Annotated in this window: 22 protein-coding genes; 10 read left to right on the top strand and 12 right to left on the bottom strand. The window is 65.7% G+C overall.

From position 1 onward, the window contains the following. Nucleotides 1-20: 20 nt before the first annotated feature. A complete protein-coding gene (locus tag ACQR07_RS10805; protein ID WP_434902251.1) occupies nucleotides 21-947 on the bottom strand; it encodes a MurR/RpiR family transcriptional regulator in 927 nt (308 codons plus the stop codon). Nucleotides 948-1,219: 272 nt separating this feature from the next. On the opposite strand from ACQR07_RS10805, the gene ACQR07_RS10800 reads away from it, so the two are divergent. The 5 genes from ACQR07_RS10800 to ACQR07_RS10780 all read left to right on the top strand — a co-directional run bounded on the left by ACQR07_RS10800 (nucleotide 1,220) and on the right by ACQR07_RS10780 (nucleotide 6,579). Next, complete coding sequence (locus ACQR07_RS10800; RefSeq protein ID WP_434902250.1) at nucleotides 1,220-2,761, top strand: ABC transporter substrate-binding protein; 1,542 nt, start codon at nucleotides 1,220-1,222, stop codon at nucleotides 2,759-2,761. Between the two features lie 73 nt (nucleotides 2,762-2,834). After that, the gene (locus tag ACQR07_RS10795) at nucleotides 2,835-3,779 is read left to right on the top strand and encodes an ABC transporter permease (RefSeq protein WP_434902249.1); all 945 of its coding nucleotides are present in this window, start codon (nucleotides 2,835-2,837) and stop codon (nucleotides 3,777-3,779) included. Next, the gene (locus ACQR07_RS10790; protein WP_434902248.1) at nucleotides 3,776-4,636 is read left to right on the top strand and encodes an ABC transporter permease; all 861 of its coding nucleotides are present in this window, start codon (nucleotides 3,776-3,778) and stop codon (nucleotides 4,634-4,636) included. Before ACQR07_RS10795 ends, ACQR07_RS10790 begins: the two co-directional genes overlap by 4 nt. A 3-nt stretch (nucleotides 4,637-4,639) precedes the next feature. Then, nucleotides 4,640-5,614: an ABC transporter ATP-binding protein gene (locus ACQR07_RS10785; protein WP_434902247.1), complete on the top strand. Its 975-nt coding sequence runs from the start codon at nucleotides 4,640-4,642 to the stop codon at nucleotides 5,612-5,614. Beyond that, on the top strand, nucleotides 5,611-6,579 hold the full coding sequence (locus ACQR07_RS10780; RefSeq protein WP_434902246.1) for an ABC transporter ATP-binding protein: 969 nt from the start codon (nucleotides 5,611-5,613) through the stop codon (nucleotides 6,577-6,579). The genes ACQR07_RS10785 and ACQR07_RS10780 overlap by 4 nt, the downstream gene beginning before the upstream one ends. A 120-nt stretch (nucleotides 6,580-6,699) precedes the next feature. On the opposite strand, the gene ACQR07_RS10775 is transcribed toward ACQR07_RS10780, so the two are convergent. Both ACQR07_RS10775 and ACQR07_RS10770 read right to left on the bottom strand, forming a co-directional pair. Beyond that, nucleotides 6,700-7,416 carry a hypothetical protein gene (locus ACQR07_RS10775; protein WP_434902245.1) on the bottom strand — a complete coding sequence of 239 codons (717 nt, stop codon included), beginning with the start codon at nucleotides 7,414-7,416 and terminating at the stop codon, nucleotides 6,700-6,702. A 207-nt stretch (nucleotides 7,417-7,623) separates the two neighbouring features. Next, complete coding sequence (locus tag ACQR07_RS10770) at nucleotides 7,624-8,106, bottom strand: GNAT family N-acetyltransferase (RefSeq protein WP_434902244.1); 483 nt, start codon at nucleotides 8,104-8,106, stop codon at nucleotides 7,624-7,626. A 377-nt stretch (nucleotides 8,107-8,483) separates the two neighbouring features. Between ACQR07_RS10770 and ACQR07_RS10765 the strand changes: the two genes are divergently transcribed. After that, nucleotides 8,484-8,726, top strand: coding sequence for a hypothetical protein (locus ACQR07_RS10765; RefSeq protein WP_434902243.1), 243 nt, complete (start codon nucleotides 8,484-8,486; stop codon nucleotides 8,724-8,726). Nucleotides 8,727-9,100: 374 nt separating this feature from the next. Here the strand turns inward: ACQR07_RS10765 and ACQR07_RS10760 are convergent, their stop codons facing one another. The 5 genes from ACQR07_RS10760 to ACQR07_RS10740 form a co-directional block, all read right to left on the bottom strand. Continuing rightward, a complete protein-coding gene (locus ACQR07_RS10760) occupies nucleotides 9,101-10,396 on the bottom strand; it encodes a hypothetical protein (protein ID WP_434902242.1) in 1,296 nt (431 codons plus the stop codon). Between the two features lie 301 nt (nucleotides 10,397-10,697). Next, nucleotides 10,698-11,930: an MFS transporter gene (locus tag ACQR07_RS10755; protein WP_434902241.1), complete on the bottom strand. Its 1,233-nt coding sequence runs from the start codon at nucleotides 11,928-11,930 to the stop codon at nucleotides 10,698-10,700. A gap of 153 nt (nucleotides 11,931-12,083) precedes the next feature. Next, nucleotides 12,084-13,505: a DUF6880 family protein gene (locus ACQR07_RS10750; protein WP_434902240.1), complete on the bottom strand. Its 1,422-nt coding sequence runs from the start codon at nucleotides 13,503-13,505 to the stop codon at nucleotides 12,084-12,086. Nucleotides 13,506-13,520: 15 nt separating this feature from the next. After that, nucleotides 13,521-14,210 (bottom strand): substrate-binding domain-containing protein, encoded by a 690-nt coding sequence (locus ACQR07_RS10745; protein WP_434902239.1) that lies wholly within the window; start codon nucleotides 14,208-14,210, stop codon nucleotides 13,521-13,523. Between the two features lie 352 nt (nucleotides 14,211-14,562). Further along, nucleotides 14,563-16,599, bottom strand: a complete 2,037-nt coding sequence (locus ACQR07_RS10740) for an NAD(+) synthase (protein WP_434902238.1) — start codon at nucleotides 16,597-16,599, stop codon at nucleotides 14,563-14,565. 164 nt (nucleotides 16,600-16,763) lie between these two features. Here ACQR07_RS10740 and ACQR07_RS10735 point away from each other — a divergent pair, with 164 nt between their 5' ends. Together ACQR07_RS10735 and ACQR07_RS10730 are read left to right on the top strand one after the other, a co-directional pair. Then, nucleotides 16,764-17,612 (top strand): NAD-dependent epimerase/dehydratase family protein, encoded by an 849-nt coding sequence (locus ACQR07_RS10735; protein ID WP_434902237.1) that lies wholly within the window; start codon nucleotides 16,764-16,766, stop codon nucleotides 17,610-17,612. Nucleotides 17,613-17,728: 116 nt separating this feature from the next. After that, the gene (locus ACQR07_RS10730) at nucleotides 17,729-18,208 is read left to right on the top strand and encodes a hypothetical protein (protein ID WP_434902236.1); all 480 of its coding nucleotides are present in this window, start codon (nucleotides 17,729-17,731) and stop codon (nucleotides 18,206-18,208) included. A gap of 69 nt (nucleotides 18,209-18,277) precedes the next feature. On the opposite strand, the gene ACQR07_RS10725 is transcribed toward ACQR07_RS10730, so the two are convergent. The 4 genes from ACQR07_RS10725 to ACQR07_RS10710 form a co-directional block, all read right to left on the bottom strand. Then, the gene (locus ACQR07_RS10725) at nucleotides 18,278-18,904 is read right to left on the bottom strand and encodes a hypothetical protein (RefSeq protein WP_434902303.1); all 627 of its coding nucleotides are present in this window, start codon (nucleotides 18,902-18,904) and stop codon (nucleotides 18,278-18,280) included. A gap of 180 nt (nucleotides 18,905-19,084) precedes the next feature. Then, nucleotides 19,085-19,351: a hypothetical protein gene (locus ACQR07_RS10720; protein ID WP_434870478.1), complete on the bottom strand. Its 267-nt coding sequence runs from the start codon at nucleotides 19,349-19,351 to the stop codon at nucleotides 19,085-19,087. Between the two features lie 87 nt (nucleotides 19,352-19,438). Then, a complete protein-coding gene (locus tag ACQR07_RS10715; RefSeq protein WP_434902235.1) occupies nucleotides 19,439-20,416 on the bottom strand; it encodes an NAD(P)H-dependent flavin oxidoreductase in 978 nt (325 codons plus the stop codon). 56 nt (nucleotides 20,417-20,472) lie between these two features. Continuing rightward, entirely contained in the window at nucleotides 20,473-21,120 is a 648-nt protein-coding gene (locus tag ACQR07_RS10710; protein ID WP_434902234.1) for a hypothetical protein, read from the bottom strand. Between the two features lie 155 nt (nucleotides 21,121-21,275). On the opposite strand from ACQR07_RS10710, the gene ACQR07_RS10705 reads away from it, so the two are divergent. Together ACQR07_RS10705 and ACQR07_RS10700 are read left to right on the top strand one after the other, a co-directional pair. Further along, entirely contained in the window at nucleotides 21,276-22,838 is a 1,563-nt protein-coding gene (locus ACQR07_RS10705; protein WP_434902233.1) for an AMP-binding protein, read from the top strand. A gap of 1,518 nt (nucleotides 22,839-24,356) precedes the next feature. After that, on the top strand, nucleotides 24,357-25,754 hold the full coding sequence (locus ACQR07_RS10700; RefSeq protein WP_434902232.1) for a hypothetical protein: 1,398 nt from the start codon (nucleotides 24,357-24,359) through the stop codon (nucleotides 25,752-25,754). Nucleotides 25,755-25,789: the final 35 nt, after the last annotated feature.

The following is a 25,789-nucleotide window of genomic DNA, read 5'->3' as shown; positions in this document are numbered from 1 at the left end:
GAGGAGCGCCTGGTGCTTGGCTAGTCGCCCAGCGGGCCGTTCGCGTCTTCCTTGGTTGCCTTCAGCAGTTCATATTTGATGCGCCGCATCCGCTCCTGAGCCTCGCGCGGCTTGAGATAGGCGGTCGACGTCGCCAGCAGGTCGATGATGGCGAGCAAGGCATAGCGCGACGCCGTCGGCTTCAGCGCATCCGGCGCCTCCGGCACATGAAATCCGAGCGTGATGTCTGCAACGGCCGCCAGCCGGCTCTGCGGTTTGGTGATCGCGATGACCAGCGCGCCGTATCGCTTGGCGACCATGGCGGCCTCGATCACCTCGGAGATGATCCCGGTGGTGGAGATCGCGATCACGACGTCGTCGCGGCCGAGCGTCGCCGCGAACATCCGCATCAGCCGTGGATCGGAGGAATGGTTCACGGCAATGCCGAGACGGAAGAAGCGGTTCTCGACCTCCGCGACCGCGACGGTGGAGCCGCCGCCGACGCCGAAGGCCGCGAGACGCGAGCAGCGCGCGATCGCCTCGGCGGCCCTCTCGACGTCCTCCTTATGCAATTGCTGCTCGACGGCCGAGATCGCGTTGCGGATTTCCTGAAACACCGATCGCCACAGCGCGGGCCGCGCCAGCTCGGTGCCGACATGGGGTGGCAGTTCGAGATAGATGCGGCCGACAGCGGACGCCTGGGCCAATCGCACCTTGAGCTCGCGAACGCCGCGGCAGCCGACCGACCGGCTGAAGCGGGTCACCGTCGGTTCACTGACCCCGGCGCGGCGTGCGAGCTCGCCATTGCTCGAATGAACGGCGAAGTCGACATCCGCCAGCAACGCAGCCGCGACGCGCTGCTCCGATGGACTCAGCGTCGGCTCGATCTGCCGGATCACCGAAATGATGTCGTCGGGACCGAAGTCGCGCTGAGGCAGCACGGGGCTTGCGCCCGCTTTCTCCGCCACTGCCGCTCGGGGCTTGCGCCTTGCTGATCGTGCCATTCGCCGCCTCTCTGTCCGGAGCACGGCCCGGCCCGCGCTCCCGGATGCCCGTAATAAAGTTACGAGACTGGCCGCACTGCACAAGAGATTCGGCCTAAACTTAGCAAATCCGGACTTGCGCTTTAGCATGTTATGTACGTAACTTTCAAACAAACATGCTGCCTGGCGATAGAAACAACCAATGCGCGGGACGACCCGCGCGAGCCGGGCCGGCGCGAGCAAAGGGGAGGTCGGCCATGACACCGGGACTGAGCTGGGTGACGCGCGCCGCCGCGGCCCTCATCACCGCATCGCTCCTGGCTGCGCCAGCCGGCGCGGCCGGCACGCTGCGGGAGGCCACCATCGGTGAGCCGCCGCCGCTCGATGTGATGCTGACGACCGCCGATGTGGCGTCGACCATCGGGCGCCACATCTTCGAGACGCTCTACGCCTGGGACTCGACCTACACGCCGCAGCCGCTGCTGGCCGATCGCGACCGCGTCGAGGATGGCGGCAAGACCATCATCATCACGCTGCGCGAAGGCGTTCTCTTCCATAGCGACAAGGAATTGACTGCCAAGGACGTCGTCGCATCGATGGTCCGCTGGGGCAAGTTCGGGGCCCGCGGCAAGTTGCTGATGGCCTCTGCGACCTCGGTCGAGGCGACCGGCAAGTATGAAGTCACGCTGAAGCTGTCGGCCCCGAACGGCGCCTGGAAGAACCTCATCGCCGACGTCAATGGCGGGCTGGCGATCTATCCGGAAGACATCGCCGAGAAGGCGGGCAACAAGCCGATCGAGCAGAAGGACTACATCGGCACCGGCCCCTACAAGTTCGTCGACTGGCGGCCGAACCGCTATGTCGAGGTCGAGAAGTTCGACAAATACAAGCCGCGCAGCGAAACGGCCGACGGCTATGCCGGCGCTCGCATCGCCAAATTCGACAAGATCCGTTTCGTTCCGGTGCCCGATGTCGGCACGCGGGTCAGCGGCGTGCAGGCCGGCGACTACGACTATGCCGAGATGATCTCGGGCGACCTCTACGACAATCTGAGCAAGGACAAGACGGTCCAGGTGCAGCGGAGCAACGCGCCGATCTTCGGCCTGTTCTTCATGAACTCCAAGGACGGCATCATGAAGGACAACTACAAGCTCCGCCGCGCCATCCAGACGGCCCTCGACAAGTCGCAGGCGTTGCGCGTGGCGTTCGGTCCGAAGGATCTGTGGAACGCGGACGGCTCGTTCTTCCAGAAGGGAACGCCCTGGTACACGACAACGGGCGTCGCCGGCTACAGCCCGCATGACGCCGCGAAGGCGAAGGAGCTCGCCAAGGAGGCGGGCTATACCGGCACCCCCATCCGCCTGCTGGTGTCGACCAACTACCAGGCGCATTACGACGAGGCGGCGGTGTTCACCCGTCAGCTCGCCGATGCCGGCATCAACGTCCAGATGATGGTCGTCGACTGGGCGACGCTGTTGAAGATGCGCGGGCAACCCGAACAGTGGGACATCTTCGTGACCCATCACAGCCTGGCCCCCGATCCGGTGCTGCTGACCTTCATGAATGCGAGCTATCCCGGATGGTGGGACAGCGCGGAGATCCAGGCGCTGCGGACCGAACTCGTCAATTCGTCCGATCAAACCGCACGCAAGGCGGTCTGGGACAAGATCCAGGCGCTCGTCTACGAGCAGGTGCCGGTCATGAAGGTGGGCGATGCCTACACCTACGACGTCGCGTCCCCCAAGCTGAAGGGGCTCAATCCGAACGGTCCGGTGTTCTGGAACGTGTCCACCAAGTAGCTGCGCAGGCGGCGCGGTTCAGGCGGTCGTCCTGGCCTCGCGTCCGTCGCCGCCCGCCAGCCGGCAGGTTTGAATGTGGTCTTACGCCATCAAGCGCACTGCGACGACTGCGGTCACCCTTCTGGCGGCCTCGATCGTCGTGTTCGCCTTCATCCATGTCATTCCAGGCGACCCGATCTACGTCCTGCTCGGTGACACGGCGACGCCGGATCAGATCGACGCCTTGCGCCATGAGCTCGGCCTCGATCAGCTCATCGTCGTGCAATATCTGCAATGGATGGCCCACGCGCTCCGCGGCGATCTCGGCCGCTCGATCTTCTTCCAGGCGCCGGTTCTGTCGGTGATCGCCGACGGCGCCGAAACCAGCGCGCTGCTCGCCACCATGACGATGGTCTGGGTCGTACTGATCGGCATCCCGATCGGCGTGATCGCAGCTGTCCGACATGGAAGCTGGCTCGACCAGGGGCTGTCCGGCGCGGCGATGCTGATGGCCTCGGTGCCGACGTTCTGGGTCGGCCTCTATCTGATCCTGGTGTTTGCCGCGACGCTGGGCTGGCTGCCCAGTTCGGGCTATCCGTCGATCTTCGAGGGCGGCGCGGGCAATCTCCGCTATCTGATCCTGCCGAGCCTGACGCTGGCTGCGCCCAACGCCGCGCTGATCCTGCGATTGACGCGCGCCAGCATGCTCGACGTCTCACGCGAGGACTATGTGCGCGCGGCGCGCGCCAAGGGCATCCGCCCCTTTCAGGTGGTGCGCCGTCACATCCTGCGCAACGCGCTGCTGACCGTGGTGTCGGCGTTCGGCTTCACCTTCGCGGCGCTGCTGTCCGAGGCGGTCGTCACCGAAACGGTGTTCGCGCTGCCCGGCATCGGGCGGCTCGTGGTGCAGTCGATCCTGCGCCGCGACTATCCGGTGATTCAAGGCATCATCCTGGTCATCGTCGTGATCTATCTCGTCATCAACCTGATCGTCGATCTCACCTACCGCCTCCTCGATCCGCGGGTGGAGCTGCAATGACCCGGGGCGGCCTCGCTTTCATGCTGACGCCGTTCGTGGCGCGTCCGATCGCGCTGGCCGGACTTGGCGTCCTCCTGGCGGTCGCGCTCGCCGCGATCACGGCGCCCTGGCTCGCGCCGCACGACCCCTACGCGATCGATCCAATTGCCCGGCTGACGCCGCCGAACGCCGCGCACTGGTTCGGCACCGACCAGTTCGGGCGCGATACGCTGTCCCGCGCCATCTACTCCGCGCGCATGGCGCTGCTGATCGGATCCGGCGTCGTGGCCTTCGCACTCGTCACCGGCGTGCCGATCGCGGTCTTTTCCGCACTGTTTCCGCGGCTCGGCCATGTCCTGATGCGCATGGTCGACGTGCTGATGGCGTTCCCGTCGCTGCTGCTCGCGCTCGGGCTCATCGTCATCCTCGGGCCGAGTGTCGCAAACTCGATCCTGGCGATCGGCATCGGCTTCATGACGACGACCACGCGCATCGTCTACGGACTGACCCTGCGCCTGCGCGCGGAAACCTATGTCGAGGCCGCGCGCAGCATGGGCTCGGGCACGGGATGGATCGCCGCCAGGCACATCCTGCCGAACCTGATCTCGCCGCTGCTGGTGCAGGCGAGCTTCGTGTTCGCGTTCGCGCAGCTCGGCGCGGCGTCGCTCGACTTTCTCGGACTCGGCGCGCCGCCGGAGATTCCGAGCTGGGGCAACATGCTGGCGGAATCGCGCACCTTCATCACGCGCGCGCCGTGGCTGCTGCTGTTTCCGGGCATGATGATCGTGCTGACCGCCTTCTCGCTCAATCTCGTCGGCGATGCGCTGCGCGACCGGCTCGATCCGCGCTTCCGCGACGTCTTCGGCAGTGAGGGCTAGACGGTGCTGTCGGTTCAGGACCTCGTTGTATCGCTCGGGCCGGACAAGGCGCCGATCGATATCGTCTCTAGTGTCTCGTTCGGCATCGGCAAGGGCGAGATCCTCGGCCTGGTCGGCGAGTCCGGCTGCGGCAAGAGCATGACGTCGCTGGCCGTCATGGGCCTGCTGCCGCGGCCGGGGCCACGCATCCGGCGCGGACAGATCGTGCTCGCCGGTTCGGACGTGACGCAATTGCAGCCGTGGCAGCGGGTGGAGGCCGGTCACGGCCGCATGGCGATGATCTTCCAGGAGCCGATGACCTCGCTCAATCCGGTGCGGCGCATCGGTGACCAGATCGTCGAAGCGGTGCGCGTGCACGACGGGCTCACCGGAGCGGCCGCGACGGCGCGGGCCCGCGAGCTGCTGGAGATGGTGCGGATTCCCGACGCGGCGCTGCAGCTCTCCGCCTATCCGCATCAATTGTCCGGCGGTCAGCGCCAGCGCATCATGATCGCGATCGCGCTGGCCTGCCGGCCGCAGGTTCTGATTGCCGACGAGCCGACCACGGCGCTCGATGTCACGATCCAGATCCAGATTCTCGGACTGCTGCGCGAGCTCTGCAATCGGCTCGACATGGCGATCCTATTCATCACCCACGACATGGGCGTGATCGCGCAGCTCGCCGATCGCGTCGCCGTGATGTATGCGGGGCGGATCCTCGAGACCGCGGCGACGACCGCGCTGTTCGGCCGTCCGGCTCATCACTATACGCGCGGGCTGATGGACTGCATGCCGGCGAGCCATCCGAGCGCACGCCGCTTGCCGACCATCCCCGGACAAGCGCCGCGACCTGGCATGATCGCAGCCGGCTGCGCCTTCGCACCCCGCTGCAGCGCGGTGCGTGATGTGTGCCGCGACGAGGCGCCGCCGCGCGTCGAGATCGCAGCCGAGCATGAGGCGCTGTGCGCCTTCCCGATCGAAGCCGGGAGGACGACGTGACCGAGACCACGATCCTGACCGTCAGCGACCTGAAGACCTCGTTCAAGGTCAAGCGTGCGGGCCGCAAGTACCGTGTGCAGGCCGTCGACGGCGTGTCGCTGTCGCTGCGCGAAGGCGAGGTGCTGGGTCTCGTCGGAGAATCCGGCTGCGGCAAGACCACGGTCGGCCGCTCCCTCGTCCGCCTGGTGCAGCCCGACAGCGGCGCCATCGATTTCAAGGGCACCGACGTGATCGCGGCCGGCGGCGCCTCACTGCGCAGTCTGCGGCTGAGCATCCGCATGGTGTTCCAGGACCCCTTCGCCTCGCTCAACCCGCGGCGCTCGATCGGCGACTCCGTCGCGGAGGCCGGCGACATCAACGACGTCTTCAAGAGCCGGTCCGAGCGCACCGCGCTGATCGCGCAAACGCTCGTGGCCGTCGGTCTCGATCCGTCGTTTGCCGAACGCCATCCGCACGAGCTGAGCGGCGGCCAGCGTCAGCGCGTCGGCATCGCGCGGGCGATCCTGCCGCGACCCGCCGTCATCATCGCCGATGAGCCGGTCTCCGCGCTCGACGTCTCCGTGCAGGCCCAGGTGTTGAACCTGCTGATGGACCTGCGCGAGCAGCTGAAACTGTCGATGCTGTTCATTTCTCACGATCTCGGCGTGATCGAGCGGATCAGCGACCGCGTCGCCGTGATGTACATGGGCCGCATCGTCGAAACGGCGGACACCCGAACCATTATTGATCGCCCACTCCATCCCTACACGCGCGCGCTGATGGCCGCCGTGCCCAAGCCGGATCCGTCCAAGCGCATCGCCGGCGCGATCGAGACCGGCGAGCCGCCGAGCCAGTTCAGCCGGCCGAGCGGCTGCACCTACGCCGCACGATGTCCGCTGCGAACCGACCGCTGCCTCGCCGAGGTGCCGGAGCTGCGCGCGTCTGGTCCAGAGAGGATGGCGGCGTGTCATAACCTGATGAATTAGGCGAGCGTTGGCTGAGAACCGGCGATTGTTTCCGAGTTGAGCTGTCGCCGTCCGTACTGCTGTCATGCTCCGCGAAGGCGGAGCATCCAGTACTCCGCAGCGGGCGCAGATCTCGTCTCTCTAGACTTTCGCTGCTGCTGAACGCTTGCGACCGGCGGAGCGCGGAGCCTTCAAGACTGACGTATATGCCTGAGGATCTCGCTCAAATTTCAAGACCAACTCTGATTTACAGACCGGATTGTTCTGTCGGTACTTAAACACACCCTTGCGCGTTACATTCCGCCAATACAGGGGCGCATGGTCCTTGCGCTTATCGCCTTCAGCCAGCTTTCCAAAACCAAGCGATTTTAGCATACTGATGCCCTCGCGAGAAAAGCCGGTTGCATAAAGCTCAAATTCGCCGTCGCCGTGTAGATAGCGTTTGTTGAGCAACTCACAGCCTGCAGACAACAAGCACTTTGTAATCTTGCCGGCCTCGAACTTCGATCCGGCCCTTACCGCTATGCCTCCGATATAAAGTCGCCTCGCATCGACAATGGCTTCGCCAGAAATAAAATGTTCCGCGGCCAGCTGATTTTCGGGCAACTCGCCAGCAAGGAACTGCTCGAACACGTCACTCTTGAGCCCGAAGTGATCGAAATAGCCCAGCACTTTGCCGGCGGCATCTTTTATCACGATGAAGCTAAACGGATTCACCCGATAGGCTGCCCTGACAATATCAGGCTTCATTGACTCGGCGCCGAAGTAGTACTGCGCAATTTCAATTGCATCATCCAGCTCCGCTGGAGTGCAAGGGGAGCTTATAAAATACACCGACTTGTCATCAGGCGTTGCCATGTGGGCAGCTCGCCTAATGAGAACGTACAAGACGACGGCGATCAGAAACGTCCCAACCAGGACAACCTTTACGATGCGCTCGGAGATGCCCGGAATGAAAACGGCCGCAAGAAGTGCTGCTGTTCCTATGAGTCCAATGCCATCCTGGACAAGGCTCTTAACCGAGATCAGCTTCTCATAAAATCTACGCAACATTGGAGGCCGCAATCAGATACTGCGTTCCCATAGGTAGAAATCCTGTCCATACCAATGATTCTTGAGCTCGCAGAGTTTCGCAAATCCAATTTGTTTAAACAGCTCCATTGAAGGAACATTATTAACCCGCGTATCGCACCACAGTTTAGTGGCGTTACGTTTTGGCGCCTCATCTATCAAATGAGCTAGGAGTGCTCTCCCTACGCCCTTGCCACGCATTTCCGGAGCAACCCCATACCATTCGATCCAAATGGGGCCATGCTGATCGTCGGTTATGGAGAATCCGGCAACCTCGGTACCGAGGTAAGCAAGTGCCACGGCCTTTGCATCGAGCGTCACCCGACGACGCAGCTCTTCCTCTGAGAATTTCTCGATTTCACCGTCGCGGGCACTTTGGCAATAGATCTCCAAAGGTCTGACAACGTTCTTGAAAATCGCGGCGACGGCGGCGACGTCGGCCGCGCCTGCATACCGAATTTGGATAGTGCTCTGCAAATTGCCCCTCCAACACCGTTAGAAGAGGATAACGGCCAATGACCGCAACGTGCAAGCGGCGTCATCCGCAATTGCAAGCTACAGGACCGCGCACGTAAGACTGCAGGGGCGAAGCTCACAAAGCGTAGAGTAGGCATCAGCTCTGCACAAAGATGCTTGTCGGGGGAATTTCTTCCTACGACGCTTTGTACTCCCTTCGCATCAGCCACACGGCCGATTACAGCGGCAGTGAGCGAACGTCTCTGAAACGCGTCGCTCCTTGTGAGAAGTTCGCGCTGTCACCAGCCCTCCACGCTCCCGCACCGCAGCGTTGCCAATCGAACGAATTGAGCGCAGGCTATCACCGAGCGCGTCAATTGCATCATGGGGAGACGCACATGAAGGAACCGGGTCTCGACGGACGCCACCGTGACAAGGATGGCGAGATCAGCAGAAAGCATGGCAATACGCTGGTCAGCACGCTGCGCAAGATCTACGGCAAATCGTTCGCGGCGGGCTATCTGGACTCGACCAAGCTCAGTGACGTGCTGATGCAGCTCAACGAGACCTCGCTCAGCCAGCTGCGCCGGGATCACGGGACCGGGCACCTGGATCACAAGATCAAGGATGCATCGAAGTAGCTGGGCGGCCTCCTTTCGCGCAGTTGTATCGCATACGAGATACGAGGCTGTCGCGACGAGCTATCCTAGCGTTTAGCTACTCCGTCATGCCCGGGCTTGTCCCGCCTGCGCGGCCGAAGCCGCTTCGGCGCGGCGAAGGCCCGGGCATCCACGTGGTTCTCAACGTGCTGATTGGCGTGGATGGCCGGGACAAGCCCGGCCATGACGACGTGGAGACGGACGAACGCACCACTCCGAATGTCATATACGATAGCCCTGCCCTCCAGCGAGACACGATGATCCTCGTGGCAGCCGCACTGTCATCGACATCTTCGTGTCTCACTGGGGGTGCGCAGTCCGGCATTGTCGCCGTGAATAGACCACGCGCGACAGGTTCACGCTGCTGCCGGCGTCGTCCATGATCGCTGGCCGTTCTGGTCCCAGAACGACTCCGTCAGGGCCGCGCCGTTGAGCGCCAACGTGGCGTAGCCATTGGTGACGAAGTAGTTTGCGCCAGGCCCCAAATTCTGGCCTTCGTACCAGAGCACGTTGCTGGACTGGCTCAGATCGGTGGCGATACCCCAAGGGATGCAGCCATGTCCGCAGCAGCGCGGGTTGATGGTGATCCCGTTGATCTGTTGCGCGTTGTACACCGCGGCCGCATGCTGGTGCCCCCAGTACCAGACGACGTTTTGACTGGCTCCGGCCGGAATCTGTTGCAGGACTTGCGTGACCTGCTGCCATAGCAGGTAGGCGGCATCGGCCGCCGTAGGGACCGACCCGTCCAGGTTCAGGCCGTTGTGATGCGTGAGCAGGATCAAGCTTTGCCCGGAACCGAGCTGGGCAATCTGGTTCTGCAGAAACTGCATCTGGGCGCCTTGCGGGTCGCCGAGGCTGCCGATCATGCAGCCCGGGAAGTCCTTGAGCTGGTTGTCTGGTGCGTAATACGCCGAATCCAGCCCCACGATGCGGAAAGCCTTGTTGGTGAGCGCAAAGCAGTTGCCTCCTTGCGAGGCGAACGCCGGCGCGGCCAACGTCGTCAAGGAATAGCCGGTGGCGTGAGCGTACATTTCGTGATTGGAATTGAGCGCGAAGGATTTCCCAGCGGCGCCCGGCCAGACCTCTACGAAGTTCGTCGACTCATAAGGGTCCAGAATGTCGTCGCCGTTGGTGCCCGCATAGTAGACGTCGCCAAGATGAATGACACAGTCGGAGGCCTTCGCGGCAGCGCCGACGGCCAGGGCCGGCGCATTCGCCCCGCCCCAGTCGCCGAGAAGGGCCAAATTGGTGCCGTCCGGTATCTGAACCGTGTTGCCGACCTTGAACGGTGGCGTCTGATCCTCGGTCAGGACCATGGCCGGGAAGCAGTAAGCCCACCCGAGATCCGTGGAATCATAGTCGACATCGCCGAAGTACACCTCGCCAGTCGGCCCGACGGTCGTGAGGAAATCTTCCGGAAAGGCAGCGCTCGGCGCCAGCAGTTCGCCCTCGAGCTCCGCCCGGAGCAGCCGGTGCAGCGCCACGAGCTCCCGATCCGTCGGACGCACCACGGCGGCGACAGCCTTGTTCCGCACCGCCACAGCATGGTTGTGGGCGTCGAGCATCTTCAACTGCAGCTCCAGCTTGACATGCGACGGCACCTTGGCCCAGGCGGCCTTCACCTGATGCCGCAATCGATTGAGATCCTTCATGGGTCGCTCCTCTCGCTGGATCACGTCGATCTTTCGATTCGAGCGACGGGCGTCCTGAACGGCCGCGCAATGAGCGAGCAAACCTTAGATGATAAGCTTGTACAGAACAATCAAAAGTAGAGATGAAAGTCCTGTTGTTCGTGCAACGTCGGGGCAAGGGACGCGGGTCGAGAAAGCTTTGGCTCAGGGCGCATCTGGTCGGGTTGGGCATGGGAGCCGTAAGCTTCGATCTTACGAATACGGCAACAGTCGAGCGTTGTTGTCAGACTTCGCGGACGCGTGAAGGTGCGATGCAGCGGCCTCACGCCGGGGCTTGCACCGGCGCGGCGCCTTGCTCCGGCGCAGGCTTTGGGAACGGTTTGAACATCATCATCATCAGGACCGCGCCGAGGCCCATCAGCCACGAGCCGACATAGAGCCACGTGTAGCTGGCAAAGCTGTCGTAGATCAGGCCGCCGGCCAGCGGGCCCGTCGCCATCCCCAAGCTGCCGGCCATCGCGGTGCCGCCGATCACCGTGCCCATGATCGATTGCGGAAAGTTGTCGCGCGCGATCGCGGCATAGAGCGGCATGGTGCCGGCATAGAGGAAGCCGAAGATCGCAGCGACGGCATAGAACGCGGCGAGGTCGCGCACGGCCACATAGGCGAGCGCGCCGAACGCCTGGGCGAGCAGGCCGAGCACGAGCACGCGCTTGGCACCGAAGCGGTCTCCGAGCAGGCCGAAGCCGATGCGGCCGCCGAGCCCGGCGAGCCCCTCGACACTGTAGATCGTCACCGCCGCCATCAGCGGAATGCCGCAGGTGACGGCGTAGCTGACGGTGTGGATGATCGGGCCGGAGTGGGTGGCGCAGCAGAAGAAGTTGGTCGCGAGCAGGATCAGGAACTGCGGCGAGCGCAAGGCGGTCGCGCGCGTCATCTCGGGGGGCGCGTCGGCGGCCCCCGAGGCGATGCCGTCGACGGGCGCCGACACCGGCGGGCGGCCAACGAGCAACGACGTCGGGATCATGATGGCGGCAACGATGGCGGCGATGCACTGCATCGCGGTGCGCCAGTCGTAGTTCGAGACGAGCCAGGCCGCGAGCGGCGACATCGTCATCGGTGCCACGCCCATGCCGGCCGACACCAGCGAGACCGCAAGGCTGCGATGGGTGTCGAACCAGCCGGTGACGGTGGCCATGACCGGCGGGAAGATCGCCGCCGTCGCGATGCCCGCGATCAGCCCGAACAGCAGCTGGAACGCCAGCAGCGACGACGTCATACTTGCCAGCAAAAGGCTGATGGCGAGCAGGGTCGATCCGATCAGCAGCACGGGCCGCGGGCCGATGCGGTCGGACAGCGTGCCCCACGCCATGCTGGTGCAGGCCATCGCCAGGAAGCCGATCGTCAACGCGCTGGAGATTCCGGCGACCGACCAGCCGGTCGCGGCGGCCATCGGCTTGAGGAACACCGGCAGCGAGAACAGGCCGCCGACGGCGACGCAGCCGAGCACGCCGCCGGCCGCCACGATCACCCAGCGATACTGCGATGCGCTCATCTTGAGTCTCCGTTCCAAACCGCCTGGTTGGAAGACGTGCGGCAGACCGTCGGGACGACAGCACGCCGACAATTTTCATCTCGAGTGATCGTTGCAGGAACCGGCCCTCGCGCCGGCAGATCGTCGCGGCGCTCACTCAACGCTGGTTCCGCCTCAACTCATCAGGTCCCAGAAGCTGGCCTTGCGGCCATGCTCGAACTTCAGGCGCGCGAGATAGGCCGCGTGAGGCTCGAAGCTGCCGAAGTCGGCGATGACGGCGGCGAGGCTGCCGCATTCGAGCAGATGCCTCGCGGCATGGCGATAGCGGCCGGTACGGCTGCCCTGCAGGGTGTCGTCGATCATCGCGCGCAGCAGCAGCGTGGCCGCAAGCGGATGCTTGCCGGCGAGCGCCTCCGCCGCCGGCGCGAGCACGTGATAGGCCTCGCCGTTCAGTTCGCGATGGCGCCGGAGCACGAGCTTCGCGGCGCGATCCAGCGCCTTCCACGCGACGAGAAAGTCTAGCACCCGGATCGACTGGGGAAATTGTTCGACGTGATCGAGCGCGCGCCGCTCGGCCTCGACGTCGTCGAAGTCCGGCAGCCGCTTGAGATGCGCGCGCAACTGCCTGCTATCCAGCTCCCGCGCAAAGCACGCCCAGCGTGCCGCCTGCGCCTCCTCGCTGCGTCCGAGCCCATCGAGCACCTCGATGCGGGCGGTCTCCCAGTCCGGATCGGGACGGCTGGGATTGCGGAGCTCGGCGGCGTCGATGATTTGCAGCGCCTCCGCGCCCCGCCCGGCCGCGAGCAGCCGCAGGCCGATCTCGGCTGCGATGTCCGGTCGCGTCTTCTCGTCGTCGAGTTGCGCCATGTAGAGCTCGACGTCATGGGTCGCATCGGCAATCGACAGCAGCGCAAAGCGGGCGTTGTGGCGGCGGCGCAGCGGCGCCTCCTGCTCATGGAAGGAGCGACTGCTGTCCCAGCCGACGGCGAGACGTTGCGTCTGCGCAGGCCGTTCGGGTGGCGCGTTCACGACGTCGATGAAGCGCTGCCTGAGATGCGCGAGCCCGCGCTCACTAAGCGCCGGCGCAACGGTCTCGATCAGATCGCCATATTGGCCGTAAGCGTTGCGGTCGAGCGCGGTGAAGACGCGATCCGCCAGCGCGATGGGATCGGCCTTGGCGGTCTCCGCCAGCGGGCCGAGATCGGTGCAGGCTTCGCAGAAGATCTCATGCAGCACCCCGTCGCTGTCGTCACAGCGCCCGAGAACGCCGTTCGCCAGATCCATGAACTGCCACATCAGCTCCAAGGCCGCTGCCGCATCGTGCTCCGCCACCTGCTTGGTGATGCTGCCGTGGAGAGCTTCGAGATCGGCGGCCAATGGACGCAGCTTGTTGCGCTCGACGAAGCTCGTGCCGCGACCGATCTGCGCCAGCCGCTTGCGCAACTCGGCCGCCATCTTGTTCGGCGTCGCGGTCTCGAGCTTGAGCCGCCGCTTGATGGCCGCGTCGCGCTCGGCCACCTCCATCAGCAGCTCGGCCAGGCGCGGCGCGCCGAGTTGCTCGAGGGCCTTGGCTGTCAGAGAGGTGTTGGAGGCCATCTCGGTCCTCTCTCCTCACACCGGCGTCATGCCGTGCTGGCGCTTGGTCTCGGCGGTCTCCTCCGAGACGAGATATTCGATGAACGCGCGCGCCGCCTCGCTGTGCGCGCCGGCCTTGCACAGCGCGGCGGCGAACACGGTGCCCGGCTGCAGTGCCTCCGGCAGCAGCCCGACGATGTCGATTCCGGGCGCGCCGAGCATCTCGCTGAGCTGCTGGAATCCCACATCGACCTCGCCGTCGGCGAGCAGTTTTGCGACGGGAATGCCTGGCTTGGCCTGCACCAGGCGCGAGGCGCCCTCGCCTTCCAGGCCCCAGTTGCGCGCCAGCGTCTGCACGTGCGTCCCGCTCGGGCCGGTGGAGATGCCGATCGCCTTGGCATTCGCCATCGCCTTGCGCACGGCGGCCTCGTCGAGCGGATCGGGCTTTGGGCTGCCGGCACGCACCGCCATCGCCATCGGCGATTCCGCGATCTCGATGATGCTGCCGGGAACGAGATGGCCGTCGGCCTCGAGCTTCTGCAGCGCATCGGATGCCAGCACCGCGAAGTCGAACGCCTCGCCGGCGCGGATGCGCTTGGCGGCATCGACGCCGCCGACGGATTCGATCGTAATCACCTCGCCGGTGGCCTCCTCATACGCCGCCGCGAGCTCGGCGAGGATCTGCCGGGTTGCCATCGAGGAAATGCCGGCGGCGGTCACGCTCATGGGGGACTCCGTTGGAAAGAGGCGCGTGCGCCCCGCGCACGGGACGCCTTTCGTCCGGGATATTGCAAGCGGAGCAGCAGAGCAAGCTGGCAACGATCAGTCGATCGGTCGTTCGCGTCGGCCAATTGCCTGAGTCCATGGGTGAAACATTGGCTGGCGCCCCACGAGCGGTGCGCTTCCTCGCCCCGTTCTTACGGGGAGAGGGGCGGGGTGAGGGGCAGCCGCACGAGTGGTGTGAATGGATAGACCTGTACCCCCTCACCCGGATTGCATCTGGCGACGCAATCCGAGCTCTCCCCGCAAGCAGGGCGAGGTACATCGAGCAAGCCGCCAGAGCATCACTCCCGACTAATCACTTCGGCACGCTCTCCAGATCCTCCAGCCAGGCCGCGGCATTGCCATCCGACGGCGCGCGCCAGTCGCCGCGGGGCGACAGCGAACCGCCGGCGACGACCTTCGGGCCGTTCGGCATCGCCGAGCGCTTGAACTGGCTGAAGGCGAAGAAGCGCTTGAGAAACACCTCGAGCCACTTCCGGATATCGCCGAGCGTATAGGCGTTGCGCTTGTCTGGCGGAAAGTGCGGCGGCCAGGCGCCGTCGCCGGCATCCTTCCAGGCGTGATGCGCCATGAAGGCGATCTTCGACGGCCGCATGCCGTAGCGCAGCGTGTAAAACAAATTGAAGTCCTGCAGCTCGTAGGGACCGATCGTAGCCTGCGTGCTCTGCGGCGTCTCGCCCTCCTTCACCGGCACCAGCTCCGGCGAGATCTCCGCCGACAGCACCGCTTCGAGCGTGCGGTCGACGTCGGCCGAGAACTGATGCGTAGCGATCACCCAGCGGATGAGATGCTGAATCAGCGTCTTCGGCACACCCGCATTGACGTTGTAGTGCGACATCTGATCGCCGACGCCATAGGTGCACCATCCGAGCGCAAGCTCGGAGAGATCGCCGGTGCCGAGCACGAGGCCGCCGCGATCATTGGCAAGGCGGAACAGATAGTCGGTGCGCAGGCCCGCCTGCACGTTCTCGAAGGTGATGTCGTAGACCTGCTCGCCGCGGCCGAAGGGATGGCCGATGTCCTTCAGCATCTGCGTGGCGGCGGGACGGATGTCGAGCTCGGCGGCGCTGACCTCGAGCGCCTTCATCAGCGCATGCGCGTAGGACTTGCTCTGCGCGCCCGTGGCGAAGCCCGGCATGGTGTAGGCAAGGATGTTGGTGCGGGGCAGGCCGAGCAGGTCCATCGCCTTGGCGGCGACGATTAGCGCATGCGTGGAATCGAGGCCGCCGGAGACGCCGATGACGATGCGCTTGGTGCCGGTGGCACGCAGCCGCTGCGTCAGGCCGGCGACCTGGATGTTGTAGGCCTCGTAGCAGTCCTGATCGAGCCGCGCCGCGTCGCTCGGCACGAACGGGAAGCGCTCGATGTTGCGCATGAAGCCGATGTCGCCCTCGGCCGGCTGCAGCTCGAAGCCGATGCGACGCCAGTGCACGCCGCTCTCTGTCGCGCGCGCGTTGTCGTCGAACGTGCCCATCAGCGCGCGTTCCTGGCGCAGCAGGTCGAGATCGACGTCGGCAAAGATGGTCTGGCCGGTCTGGCGGAAGCGCTCGCTCTCGGCGAGCAGCACGCCGTTCTCAAAGATCGAGGTCTGGCCGTCCCAGGACAAATCGGTGGTGGATTCGCCTGTGCCCGCCGCGGCGTAGATGTAGGCCGCGAGGCAGCGCGCCGAGGTCGAACGACACAGCAGCGAACGGGATTCGGCGCGGCCAACGGTGATCGGGCTGCCCGAGAGATTGGCGAGCACGGTGGCGCCCGCCAGCGCGAGCTCCGAGGCCGGCGTCACCGGCACCCACATATCCTCGCAGATCTCGACGCCGATCACGAGTCCCGCGACATCGGCGGCGGCGAACAACAAATCCGTGCCGAACGGCGCCATCGTCTCGGCGACCTCGATCATCTCGCCGCGGATGCCGGCACCGGAGGCGAAGTGGCGGCCTTCGTAGAACTCGCGATAGGTCGGCAGGTAGCTCTTCGGGATGACACCGAGCACCTCGCCGCGATGGATCACGACGGCGCAATTGTAGACACGATGCGCAAAGCGCAGCGGCGCGCCAACGATCAGCACCGGCATCAGGTCATGCGAGGCTTCGACCAAGGTCAGCAGCCCGCGCTGCACGGCATCGAGCAGCGGGTCCTGCTTGACCAGGTCCTCGATCGCGTAGCCGGACAGACAGAGCTCCGGGAAGACCGCGACCGCAGTGCCCTGATCGTGACAAGCCCGCGCAGCCGCCAGGATCGCCGCCGCATTGGCAGTGGGATTGGCGACGCTCGAGGCGGTGACGCAGGCGGCGACGCGGGCAAAGCCGTGGCGGTAGATCGAATGGAAATTCATCGGGGCAGTCCATCTCCTGTCGCCGGAGCATACGACATCTTTCATGACGGGAGCCATAACAAGGGCGGCAGGCCAGCACCGCAGCGCCGGCAGGGTGCGCCGTCGGGCGCGGGTCGCGTCATTTGATTTGCATCGGGCCGGGCAGCCCGGGTAACTCGAACGCCATGAACCTGTTCGTCATCGGCTTCGGCTACACCGCCCAGCGCTTCGTCGACCTTCACGGCGGCGGGTTCGCCCGCATCACAGGCACCGTGCGGAGCGCCGACAAGCGCGCGCAGCTGGCGTCGCACGACATCGACCTGTTCGACGGTGCGGCGCCGGCGGCCGCGACCTTGGCGAAGGCCGCCGCGGCCGACGTCGTGCTGATCTCGGTGCCGCCGGGCGCCGGTGACGATCCGGCGCTGACGGCATTCGGCGAGGCCATCACATCCGGCTCCGCGCGCGTGATCTATCTCTCCACCGTCGGCGTCTATGGCGATCACCACGGCGACTGGATCGACGAGGACACGCCGCTGGCGCCGGAGCACGGCCGGGTGCAGGCGCGGGTTCGCGTCGAAGACGAATGGCGGAGCCGTATCGGCGACCGGCTCGCGGTGCTCCGGCTCGGCGGCATCTATGGCCCCGGCCGCAACGCACTGGTCGAGCTGCGCGCGGGGCGGGCGCGCCGCATCGTCAAGCCGGGCCAGGTCTTCAACCGCATCCATGTCGATGATGCGGCGCGCGCGATCATGGGCGCGGTCCAGCGCAGGCAAGGCGGCGCCTGGAACATCGTCGACGATGAGCCGGCCCCGCCGCAGGACGTCATCGCCTATGCCGCGGGCCTGATGGGCATCGCGCCGCCGCCGGAGCTGCCGTTCGACAGCGCCGAGCTGTCGCCGATGGCCCGGAGTTTTTACGCCAGCAACCGGCGCATCCGGAACCTCGGCGCCAAGCAGGATCTCGGCCTCGTCTTCGCCTACCCGACCTACCGCGCCGGGCTCGACGCGTTGTGGGCGGCGGGTGAGGGACGCTAGATTTTTGGGCCAGCCGCGAAACCTTCCGCGGCGCCGGCGATTGCACCGAACAGAGATTGTCATGCGGGGCTGACGCGACTGCACGTCGTGCGACCCTCACGCAAAGGATGTTCGACATGCAAGGTGAACAACCCATCAGTTGGCTCATGTTCTTTACACTGGCGGCCGCGATCGTGATCGCGGCCGGTGCGTTCCTCTCGTTCCTGCGCTCGCGCAACAACCGCGAGATCGCGGCGGTCGCGCTCGAAGGCGACGGCCGCGGCCGCGGCATGGCACCGTCAGGCGCGCTGCCCGAGCTCGGCGCCGTGTTCGTGCTCGCCCTCGTCGTCGGCGGCCTGCTGGTCGCCGGCTATCAGAGTGGCGGCGCGACGCGCTTCGCCGGCGGCGACAAGCCGACGCCGGTGCCGACAGCGCCGACCAACACCGACCGCGGCACCACCGTGGGCGCCGGCGCGGCGATCACTCCGCCGCAGGCACCGACCATGACCCAGCCGGCCCGGCCCGATCCCGACCTGCGCACCGCGCCCGCCTCGTCCCCGACCGGCGCCGGCCCGGAGAGCGGCGGGCATCCGGAGGCCAATCCGCCGGCACGGTAAAAAACCCCGCCCCGAAAACAGCGAAGGCCGCGCGATGCGCGGCCTTTTTGTTGTCCAGCGACGTCTCGATCAGATCGCAGCTGCGACCTTGTCGAGGCCGATGGTGCGGGCGAGCCGCCGGACTTCATCCTTCTGGTCGTCGCGCAACTGCCACAGCAGCGGCATCGCCGCCGATTTGAGCTGCTGCACCTCATCCGACTCCGGATCGATTGCCACCGCGCCCGGCTTGGCGGCGCCCTGGCGCGCAGAGTGGATCTTACGGGCGACGGCGCGCAGCGCACTCTCGACCGCCGGCCAATAATATTCCTGGCTCGACGACAGCCGCAGCCGATCCTTGATGCCGGCGATCTGGGTGTCCGACAGTAGCGAATAGGCCTTCTGCACCTCCGGCTTCAGCGGCGCCGTCGCCGGCTCGGTCCGCGCCAGGATCCTGGACTTCGGCACGACCGGCTCAGCGATCACAGCAGCGGTCGCCGGAGCCTTCGCCATCTCCTGCTCGGCCGGCGCATAGGCATAGGCCTGGCGCAGGGTTGACCTGGTTGCGGGGCTGGGTTGCTGCGCTTCGGCAGCCGCAAGTGTGACCATGGCGAGGCGGTCACCCTTGGCTTCGCGGTTGGAGATCGGGCTCTTGGCCACGACGGTCGGCATCATGGCACCGGCCGACGGCACGCTGTCCCGCATCAGGACGCTGGTCACGGCCGCGGCTGCGATCAGGACGCCCAGCAAAGCAGCAAAAGCGATCGACTTCGTCACGCAATTCTCCGTATCCCGGCGGAAAGCCGCACTCTGCCGAAAAATGGGAGTCAATTAAGGCTTTACGATGCCACAGAAACACTGACGTCACCATTCCGCCCCGTCCACAGGACGGATTTTTTATCACGCGGCGGAATGCAGCTCGGCGGGAACCTGCAGATCGTAGGCCGCCTGGATGTCGGCCACGATGTCGGAGGCCTCCCACAGCGCGGTCGGTTCCACCGAATGCAGACTGATGGTCCAGTTTCCGCCGCGCGCGGTCCGCGGCACGCTCATGATGTCGAACTGGACGTTGCGGCACAGCGGGTGCCGCTGCAGGGCATGGCCGACCCGGATCCGGATCTCCTCGAGCGTCGCCCGCTCCTTCTCCTGCACAATCCTCAGTGCCATCGCGCCATTCCGCCAAGTTCAAACTCGGCGGATTGTGCGGCCGGATGGTTAATGGCCACTTAAGCCGATGCCCCGGGCGGTCCCGCATCAGGCGGTGCCCCGCGGCTCTGCGGCACCTCGATACTCCTGCGCGGTGCGCGCGACCAGCGCCGCCACGGACGGAATGTCGGTGACGCCAGAGGTGGCATGGCCGGCACTCCAGATGTCGCGCCAGCGCTTCGGCCGCGCCTCGCGCGCCCCCACATCGATGTCCTTGCCGATCTCGATCGCGCCACGCGCCGGCAGATCGTCCGGATCAAGTCCGGCCGCAACGATCGACGGCCGCAGCATGCTGGTCGGCAACCCGGTAAAGGCCGAGGTCAGCAGGATGTCGTCGGCCGAGCTGTCGACCAGCATCGCCTTGTAGCGCGCATCGGCCATGCTCTCCTGCGTGGCGATGAACTTCGTGCCCATGTAAGCGAGGTCGCAGCCGAGCACCTCGGCCGCGCGCAGGCCCACGCCGTCGCTGATGCCGCCGGCCAGCACGATCGGACCGGCGAAGAACGTTCTCACAGCGCGCACGAAGGCGAACGGGTTGAGCCAGCCGGTCTGGCCGCCTGCGCCCGCCGTCAGCAGCACCAGGCCATCAGCCCCGGCCTCGGCCGCACGCTCGGCGTGGCGGACCGAGGCGACATCGGCAAACACCAGCACGCCGGCGTCGTGCAGCGGGGCGATCACCGGAGCCGGCGAGCCGACCGAGGTGATCACGAGCTCCGGCCGATGCCGCAGCAGCACGGCGAGATCCTGCTGCAGCCGCGCATTTGAGCGATGCACGATCAGGTTCGGACACAGCGGCGCGGCCGCCACGCCGCTCGCATCGCTGCCGCGCGCGAGCCTGTCCGAGATGTCACGCAGCCACGCGTCGAGCTCGTCCGGAGAGCGGCAGTTCACCGTCGGGAATGCACCGATGATGCCGTTGGCGCAGGCCGCGCTCACCAGCTCGATCCCCGACACCAGGAACATCGGCGCTGCGATCAGCGGCAGGCGAAGCCGCGCCCGCAGGCCGGCCCATGATCCCTCTTGCACCGCGCCGTCTCCCTGATGCTCGTTTGGCTCTGGAATAACGGTGCCGGCGCGGGCGATCAATCGTCGCCGAAGAAGCTGAAGCGCGGCCCATCCATCCCGACCGGCTGCGCGGCATAGGCTCGCGGGGTCGTATCCTCGCGTACCGCCTGCTCGACGGCGCGCAGATCCTGCTCGCGGCGCTGGCGGCGACGCTCGACATATTGCCGGTGCCGCTCGGCACGGCGTTGATCGGCAACACGCTTGCGCTCGGCATCGCGCGCCTTGGACTCTGACTCCTGGACCTTCTCCGCTGACTTGTCCTGCGCTTTGTCCGCGACCTTGGCCTGGGCATCGTCGGTCGCGCCAGCCTGCAGGTTGCTGTCGGACTGTGCCGGAGCGGCAGCCGCCGCGGCCGTCGTCTCCGCAGGACCAGCTTGCGGCGGCAGCGCGCTGGCGGCGGGCGCGGGCGTCGTGGCCGCACTTTGCGTTGCGGCCGGCGCCACCTTGATTGGCGTCGTCGCAGCCGCCTGCGTTGCGGCGAGATATGAGGTGGCCGTCGGGCTGGGCAACGGCTGCTCCGGCATGGAGCGCTCGAGATTGGCGGTGTCCGCAACCGTCGATCGCGGATGCATCCCTTCGGCGATCATGAGCCCGCCTCCGAGGCCTGCCGCGACCGCGATGGCGACCGTTCCGACTCCCGCAAAAAAAGCTGTCGAGGTCCGCATGGCCTTGCTCCTTCATTGTTCGGCCGGGCAACGCGGCGCCCGCAACGATGTTCCGAGCCACGCCGCAGCGTGCTTGAGCGCAACCCGCATTCTGATAGCGTTCGTCACAAGCCATGCGACGCAACAATGATCGCAGCATCACGGGAGGACGTTCCATGAGCCGGCAGCTCCATTCGTTTCCGGTCGTCTGCGAGCAGACACTGCTCACTCTGTCGCGGCATCCGTCGCGCACCGCCTTCAGCTGGCGCGGCGGATCGCTGTCCTATCAGGGCGCGATCGATCTGATCGGACGCATGCAGAGCGTGTTCATGCGGCTCGGCCTGCAGCCGGGAACACGGATCGCGTTCCTCACCGCGAACCGCGCCGACAGCTGGTGCGCCGGCATGGCGGCGCAGCTGTCGCGGCTCGCCATCACCTGGCTGCATCCGCTGGGCTCGCTGGAGGACCAGCTGTTCCAGCTGTCGGATTCCGAATCCCAGGTGCTGGTGATCGACGCCGCCGCGTTCCGCGACCGCGGCGGCGAGTTGGCCTCGCGCGCGCCAGGCCTGCGCCACGTCTTCACGCTGGGGCCCGCGGACCATGGCGCCGACCTGCTGGCCGCGATCGAAGCGGCGGGCCACGCCAGCGCGCGCAACTTCGCCACGCCCGACGACATCGCCACCCTGAACTACACCGGCGGCACCACCGGCAAGTCGAAGGGCGCGCCGCGCCACCATCGCGAAGTTGGCGGCTTCGCCACCGCCATCCTGGCCGACTTCGAGATTCCGGACCGCGCGCGCTACCTGACGGTGGCGCCGATCAGCCACGTCGCCGGCACCAAGGTGCTGCCGACGCTGATGCGCGGCGGCACCGTACACATGTTGAAGGGGTTCGACCCGGAGGCCGTGCTCGCGACCATCGCGCGCGAGCGCATCAACTTCACGCTGTTCGTGCCGACCATGATCTACGTGCTGCTCGATCATTCCGCGCTGGCGAAGACCGATCTGTCCTCGCTGGAGCTGGTGCTCTATGGCACGTCCGCGATGTCGCCGACACGGCTGGTCGAGGGCATCGAGCGTATCGGCCCGGTGTTCTCGCAACTCTACGGCCAGACCGAATGCTATCCGGTATCGGTGCTGCGCAAGGCCGACCACGATCCGAAGCAGCCGGAGCTGTTCCTGTCGTGCGGCTTCCCGATCGCGGCGTGCGACGTCAAGATCCTCGACGACAATGATCAGGAGGTCGCGCAGGGCGAGGCCGGCGAAATCTGCGTGCGCGCGCCGCACGTGATGACGGAGTACTGGAAACGGCCGGACATCACCGCGGAGACCTTGAAGAACGGCTGGCTGCACACCGGCGATGTCGCCCGGAGAGACGAGCGCGGCTACATGTACATTCTCGACCGCAAGAAGGACATGATCGTCTCCGGCGGCTTCAACATCTTTCCGCGCGAGATCGAGGATGTGTTGACCCAGCACGCCGACGTCGCGATGTGCGCGGTGGTCGGCGTGCCCGACGACAAATGGGGCGAAGCGGTCACCGCGATCGTGGTGCCGCGCGCGGGCGCGCAGCCGAATGCGAGCGAGCTGATCGAGCTGGTCAAGGCGCGCAAGGGCTCGGCCCATGCGCCGAAGCGCGTCGAGTTCGTGGCGGAGCTGCCGGTCACCGGCGTCGGCAAGATCGACAAGAAGGTGCTGCGCGCCAAGTACTGGGAGGGCCGCGGGCGCATGGTGGGGTGACGGCACGTCACGCTCCTTCCGCCGTCATTGCGAGGCGCCCTTGCGCCGAAGCAATCCAGGGCGGCGCGTGCCGCCCTGGATTGCGTCGCTGCGCTCGCAATGACGGAGATCTCTCGAAACACCGGGACCAGACGACACGATCGCGCGAACGTCTGGTCAGCCCGGCTCGCAACCGCCGCACTCCGCTGTCGTCCCGGGCAAGCGAAGCGCGACCCGGGATCCATAACCACAGGAAGGCGTGGTGAGCGTCGATGTCGCGACGAGCATGCCTCATTCGACCTCCTGTGGTTATGGGTCCCGGCTTTCGCCGGGACGACACCATTGGTGTGGCACGAGCGTCGGCAACTCATATGCGCCTCCTCGCCGATATGCGCTTTCCCAAATCGACCTGCACGTCTGTTGTCCGCTACAAACATGTCATCTGCAAACACGGCATCGCCGCCTCGCGGCGCAGCTGCGTCCGAGTGTTGCTGCATTCGCCCCCTCCATCAGGACGGAGGGTGCAGGGAAGGCCAGGCCTCGACCGAGGCCTGCGGTCCGCGTGCAGCAAAAAAGCACGCGGCAGAACCACAGGTTCGGCCTCATCCCGGCCTTCCCTGCGCGATGGCTTTACGACTTATACGCAGTCTCCCCGGCGACCGGCTCTTTGCCACCGTCGTCCCGCAGGCTGCCGCTCGGCATATCCTGCGAAACTTGACCTCAGCGTCGGGAGGCCAGGACCCTGCGACTTCACCGTCCGCGACAAGACGTACGTCGGCATGCCGAGCATGCTGCATCCCCTCGCGGCCACCGCCTCCCACCCCAACGCGTCGTGACGTTCGCGAAGCGCCCCTCGTGGATGAGGCGGGATAGGGGGAGGAAAACAGTGATTTCGGAAAAAGGAAAGTAAAATATTTTCCGCGCGAGATCTGGACAGGCCAAATCAGCTTGAAACAGCTTCAGAATCCGGTCTGCAGGCGCATCGCTCTTCGTCGCGAGAATGTCGCTCGGAAGAGCTGATCGCGCGCGGAGCATGGCCGTCGGGCAAATCAGTTCGGTCGGTGCGGGCCCCCACGGGCCGATGCTCTGGCCGGCGGCAGACGAGACTGTCGTAAGGTTCTTCCTGCGCTCCGACGCCGCCGGACAAGCAATGCCAACGCGATCGATCGTGGAATGGTCATTCGCACGGGGTTGATCAACGGATAGCGGTGCGGCTACACCGCATCGGCCCGTACGCCCCAAGAGAATCGAAATCATCGCTCACGATGCCCGCCTGCGTTCATGGAGTCTTGCCGCATGGAGGGAAGCATGCACCAAGCGCGCCTGATTGGACTGTTGGGAGTCGTGCTCGCGAGCGCATGCTCAGTCCCCGCGTCGGCGGGAGCCGATCCGGCAGCGACCTGGACAGTTTGCACCGAAGCCCCCAATCGGGCTTGTGTGCTCGATCAAGCGCGGTCTCTGGCCCAATCCATCGCGCGAGTTCATGCGCTGAAGTCAGTTGCCCAAGCGCAGGCGAAAGCAGGCCTGCGAGAGCAGGCCATGGCGACGTTTGATCTGGCATTTCGAATGGCGCAATCCACCACCGATGTGGAATTGCGGGCCAGAGCGCTGATCTCGATCGCGGGCGGGCAGGCAGCGGCAGGACTGAACGAAGCCGGCACCACACTGGATGAAGCGTTGCGCGTGACGCGCTCCATCGGTTTCGACATGAGCCGGGAAGAACTGCTCGCGTCCATCGCAGTGATGCGGGCCGACGACAATCATGTCGCAGAAGCGTCCGAACTGCTGCACTCCATTGAGGGACCCTGGTTGCGCAGCAAGGTCCTGATCACCATCGCGCAATCGCAGGGCCGGTCGGGACTGACAAAGGAGGCCGCGGCAACCTATCGTCAATCCGTGCAGGAGTCGCGCCTTCGCACGTTCTGGGCGATCGGGCGATCTTCGATCCTGATCACCATCGCCGGGGCACAGGCAGAGGCCGGACTGCTTCAGGACGCCGGCACCACTCTGCATCGGGCGAGGCGGATCGCGTCGTCGATCCGGGATGAACCGTCCTGGTTCTGGAACAACCGCCCCTTTGCCAGTCCTGTCGTCATGTGCGTGCAGGCGCTGGCCGACGTTGCCGTCGCGCAGGCCGACGCGGGCCTGGCGTCCGAGGGGACAGCGACGTTCGAACGCGCTCACATGATCGCACTTTCGATCGATAGCGAAGTGGATCGTGCCGACGCACTGATCCGGCTTGCGGATGCTCTAGCAAAGGCAGACCGGCGCGAATCCGCAGCAGTCATCGCCGATGAGGCCCTGCAGTCGGTACGGTCCATCGCAGAGGAATGGCGCGCCAGAATGTTCAGCGCGATCGCCGCGGTGCAGGCCGCCGCGGGATTGGCGATCGAAGCCCGCGCGACGCTCGACGAAGCCATGGTCACCGCCCCGTCCATCAAGGATGAGTGGCAACGCGCCCTGTTCTGGGAGTCGATCATGGCGACCCGCTTGCGGTTGGGCGATTTCCGCGAGGCCATGACCCTCACTTTATCCATTACGTCAGACCATTTGCTCAGGAAGGCCTTCGACGATCTGGCGAGGGCGCATCTGCGGGCGGGACACGTCACCGAAGCCTTGCAGTTGGCAAACGCAATCGAAGATCGACATTGGCGCTCGCTGATCATGGAAGCCGCCGCAGAGGAACACGCCAAGGCAGGTCGTTTTACCGAGGCCCTTGCGACGGCGGCCTCGATCGAGGGCGAAGCCGCACGCGCCGGTGCGCTCGCATCGATCGCGTTGGAGCAAGCCAAGGGCGGACTGACCAAGGACGCCATGGTCACCATGGATCAGGCGCTCCACGTCAGCGAGTCCATTGCGATCGGTGGTTGGCGAGCCGACCTGCTGCAAGCTGTCGTCGCGCAACTCTGCGCGATTGCCGGGATGCTGCCCGAGTAGTGTGTCGTGTCCAACGCGGCCGGCGCTGGCGCGCG

It is taken from the genome of Bradyrhizobium sp. HKCCYLS20291 (genome assembly GCF_051167715.1).
Lineage (GTDB): Bacteria > Pseudomonadota > Alphaproteobacteria > Rhizobiales > Xanthobacteraceae > Bradyrhizobium.
This window is presented reverse-complemented; position numbering and strand designations above follow the sequence as displayed.

Bases quoted from the DNA above. Each gene is read 5' to 3' on its own strand.
- ACQR07_RS10800 (WP_434902250.1), top strand. From the start codon at position 1,220: ATGACACCGGGACTGAGCTGGGTGACGCGCGCCGCCGCGGCCCTCATC.
- ACQR07_RS10795 (WP_434902249.1), top strand. From the start codon at position 2,835: ATGTGGTCTTACGCCATCAAGCGCACTGCGACGACTGCGGTCACCCTT.
- ACQR07_RS10790 (WP_434902248.1), top strand. From the start codon at position 3,776: ATGACCCGGGGCGGCCTCGCTTTCATGCTGACGCCGTTCGTGGCGCGT.
- ACQR07_RS10775 (WP_434902245.1), bottom strand. From the start codon at position 7,416: ATGGCAACGCCTGATGACAAGTCGGTGTATTTTATAAGCTCCCCTTGC.
- ACQR07_RS10765 (WP_434902243.1), top strand. From the start codon at position 8,484: ATGAAGGAACCGGGTCTCGACGGACGCCACCGTGACAAGGATGGCGAG.
- ACQR07_RS10760 (WP_434902242.1), bottom strand. From the start codon at position 10,396: ATGAAGGATCTCAATCGATTGCGGCATCAGGTGAAGGCCGCCTGGGCC.
- ACQR07_RS10755 (WP_434902241.1), bottom strand. From the start codon at position 11,930: ATGAGCGCATCGCAGTATCGCTGGGTGATCGTGGCGGCCGGCGGCGTG.
- ACQR07_RS10750 (WP_434902240.1), bottom strand. From the start codon at position 13,505: ATGGCCTCCAACACCTCTCTGACAGCCAAGGCCCTCGAGCAACTCGGC.
- ACQR07_RS10745 (WP_434902239.1), bottom strand. From the start codon at position 14,210: ATGAGCGTGACCGCCGCCGGCATTTCCTCGATGGCAACCCGGCAGATC.
- ACQR07_RS10740 (WP_434902238.1), bottom strand. From the start codon at position 16,599: ATGAATTTCCATTCGATCTACCGCCACGGCTTTGCCCGCGTCGCCGCC.
- ACQR07_RS10735 (WP_434902237.1), top strand. From the start codon at position 16,764: ATGAACCTGTTCGTCATCGGCTTCGGCTACACCGCCCAGCGCTTCGTC.
- ACQR07_RS10730 (WP_434902236.1), top strand. From the start codon at position 17,729: ATGCAAGGTGAACAACCCATCAGTTGGCTCATGTTCTTTACACTGGCG.
- ACQR07_RS10720 (WP_434870478.1), bottom strand. From the start codon at position 19,351: ATGGCACTGAGGATTGTGCAGGAGAAGGAGCGGGCGACGCTCGAGGAG.
- ACQR07_RS10710 (WP_434902234.1), bottom strand. From the start codon at position 21,120: ATGCGGACCTCGACAGCTTTTTTTGCGGGAGTCGGAACGGTCGCCATC.
- ACQR07_RS10705 (WP_434902233.1), top strand. From the start codon at position 21,276: ATGAGCCGGCAGCTCCATTCGTTTCCGGTCGTCTGCGAGCAGACACTG.
- ACQR07_RS10700 (WP_434902232.1), top strand. From the start codon at position 24,357: ATGGCGACGTTTGATCTGGCATTTCGAATGGCGCAATCCACCACCGAT.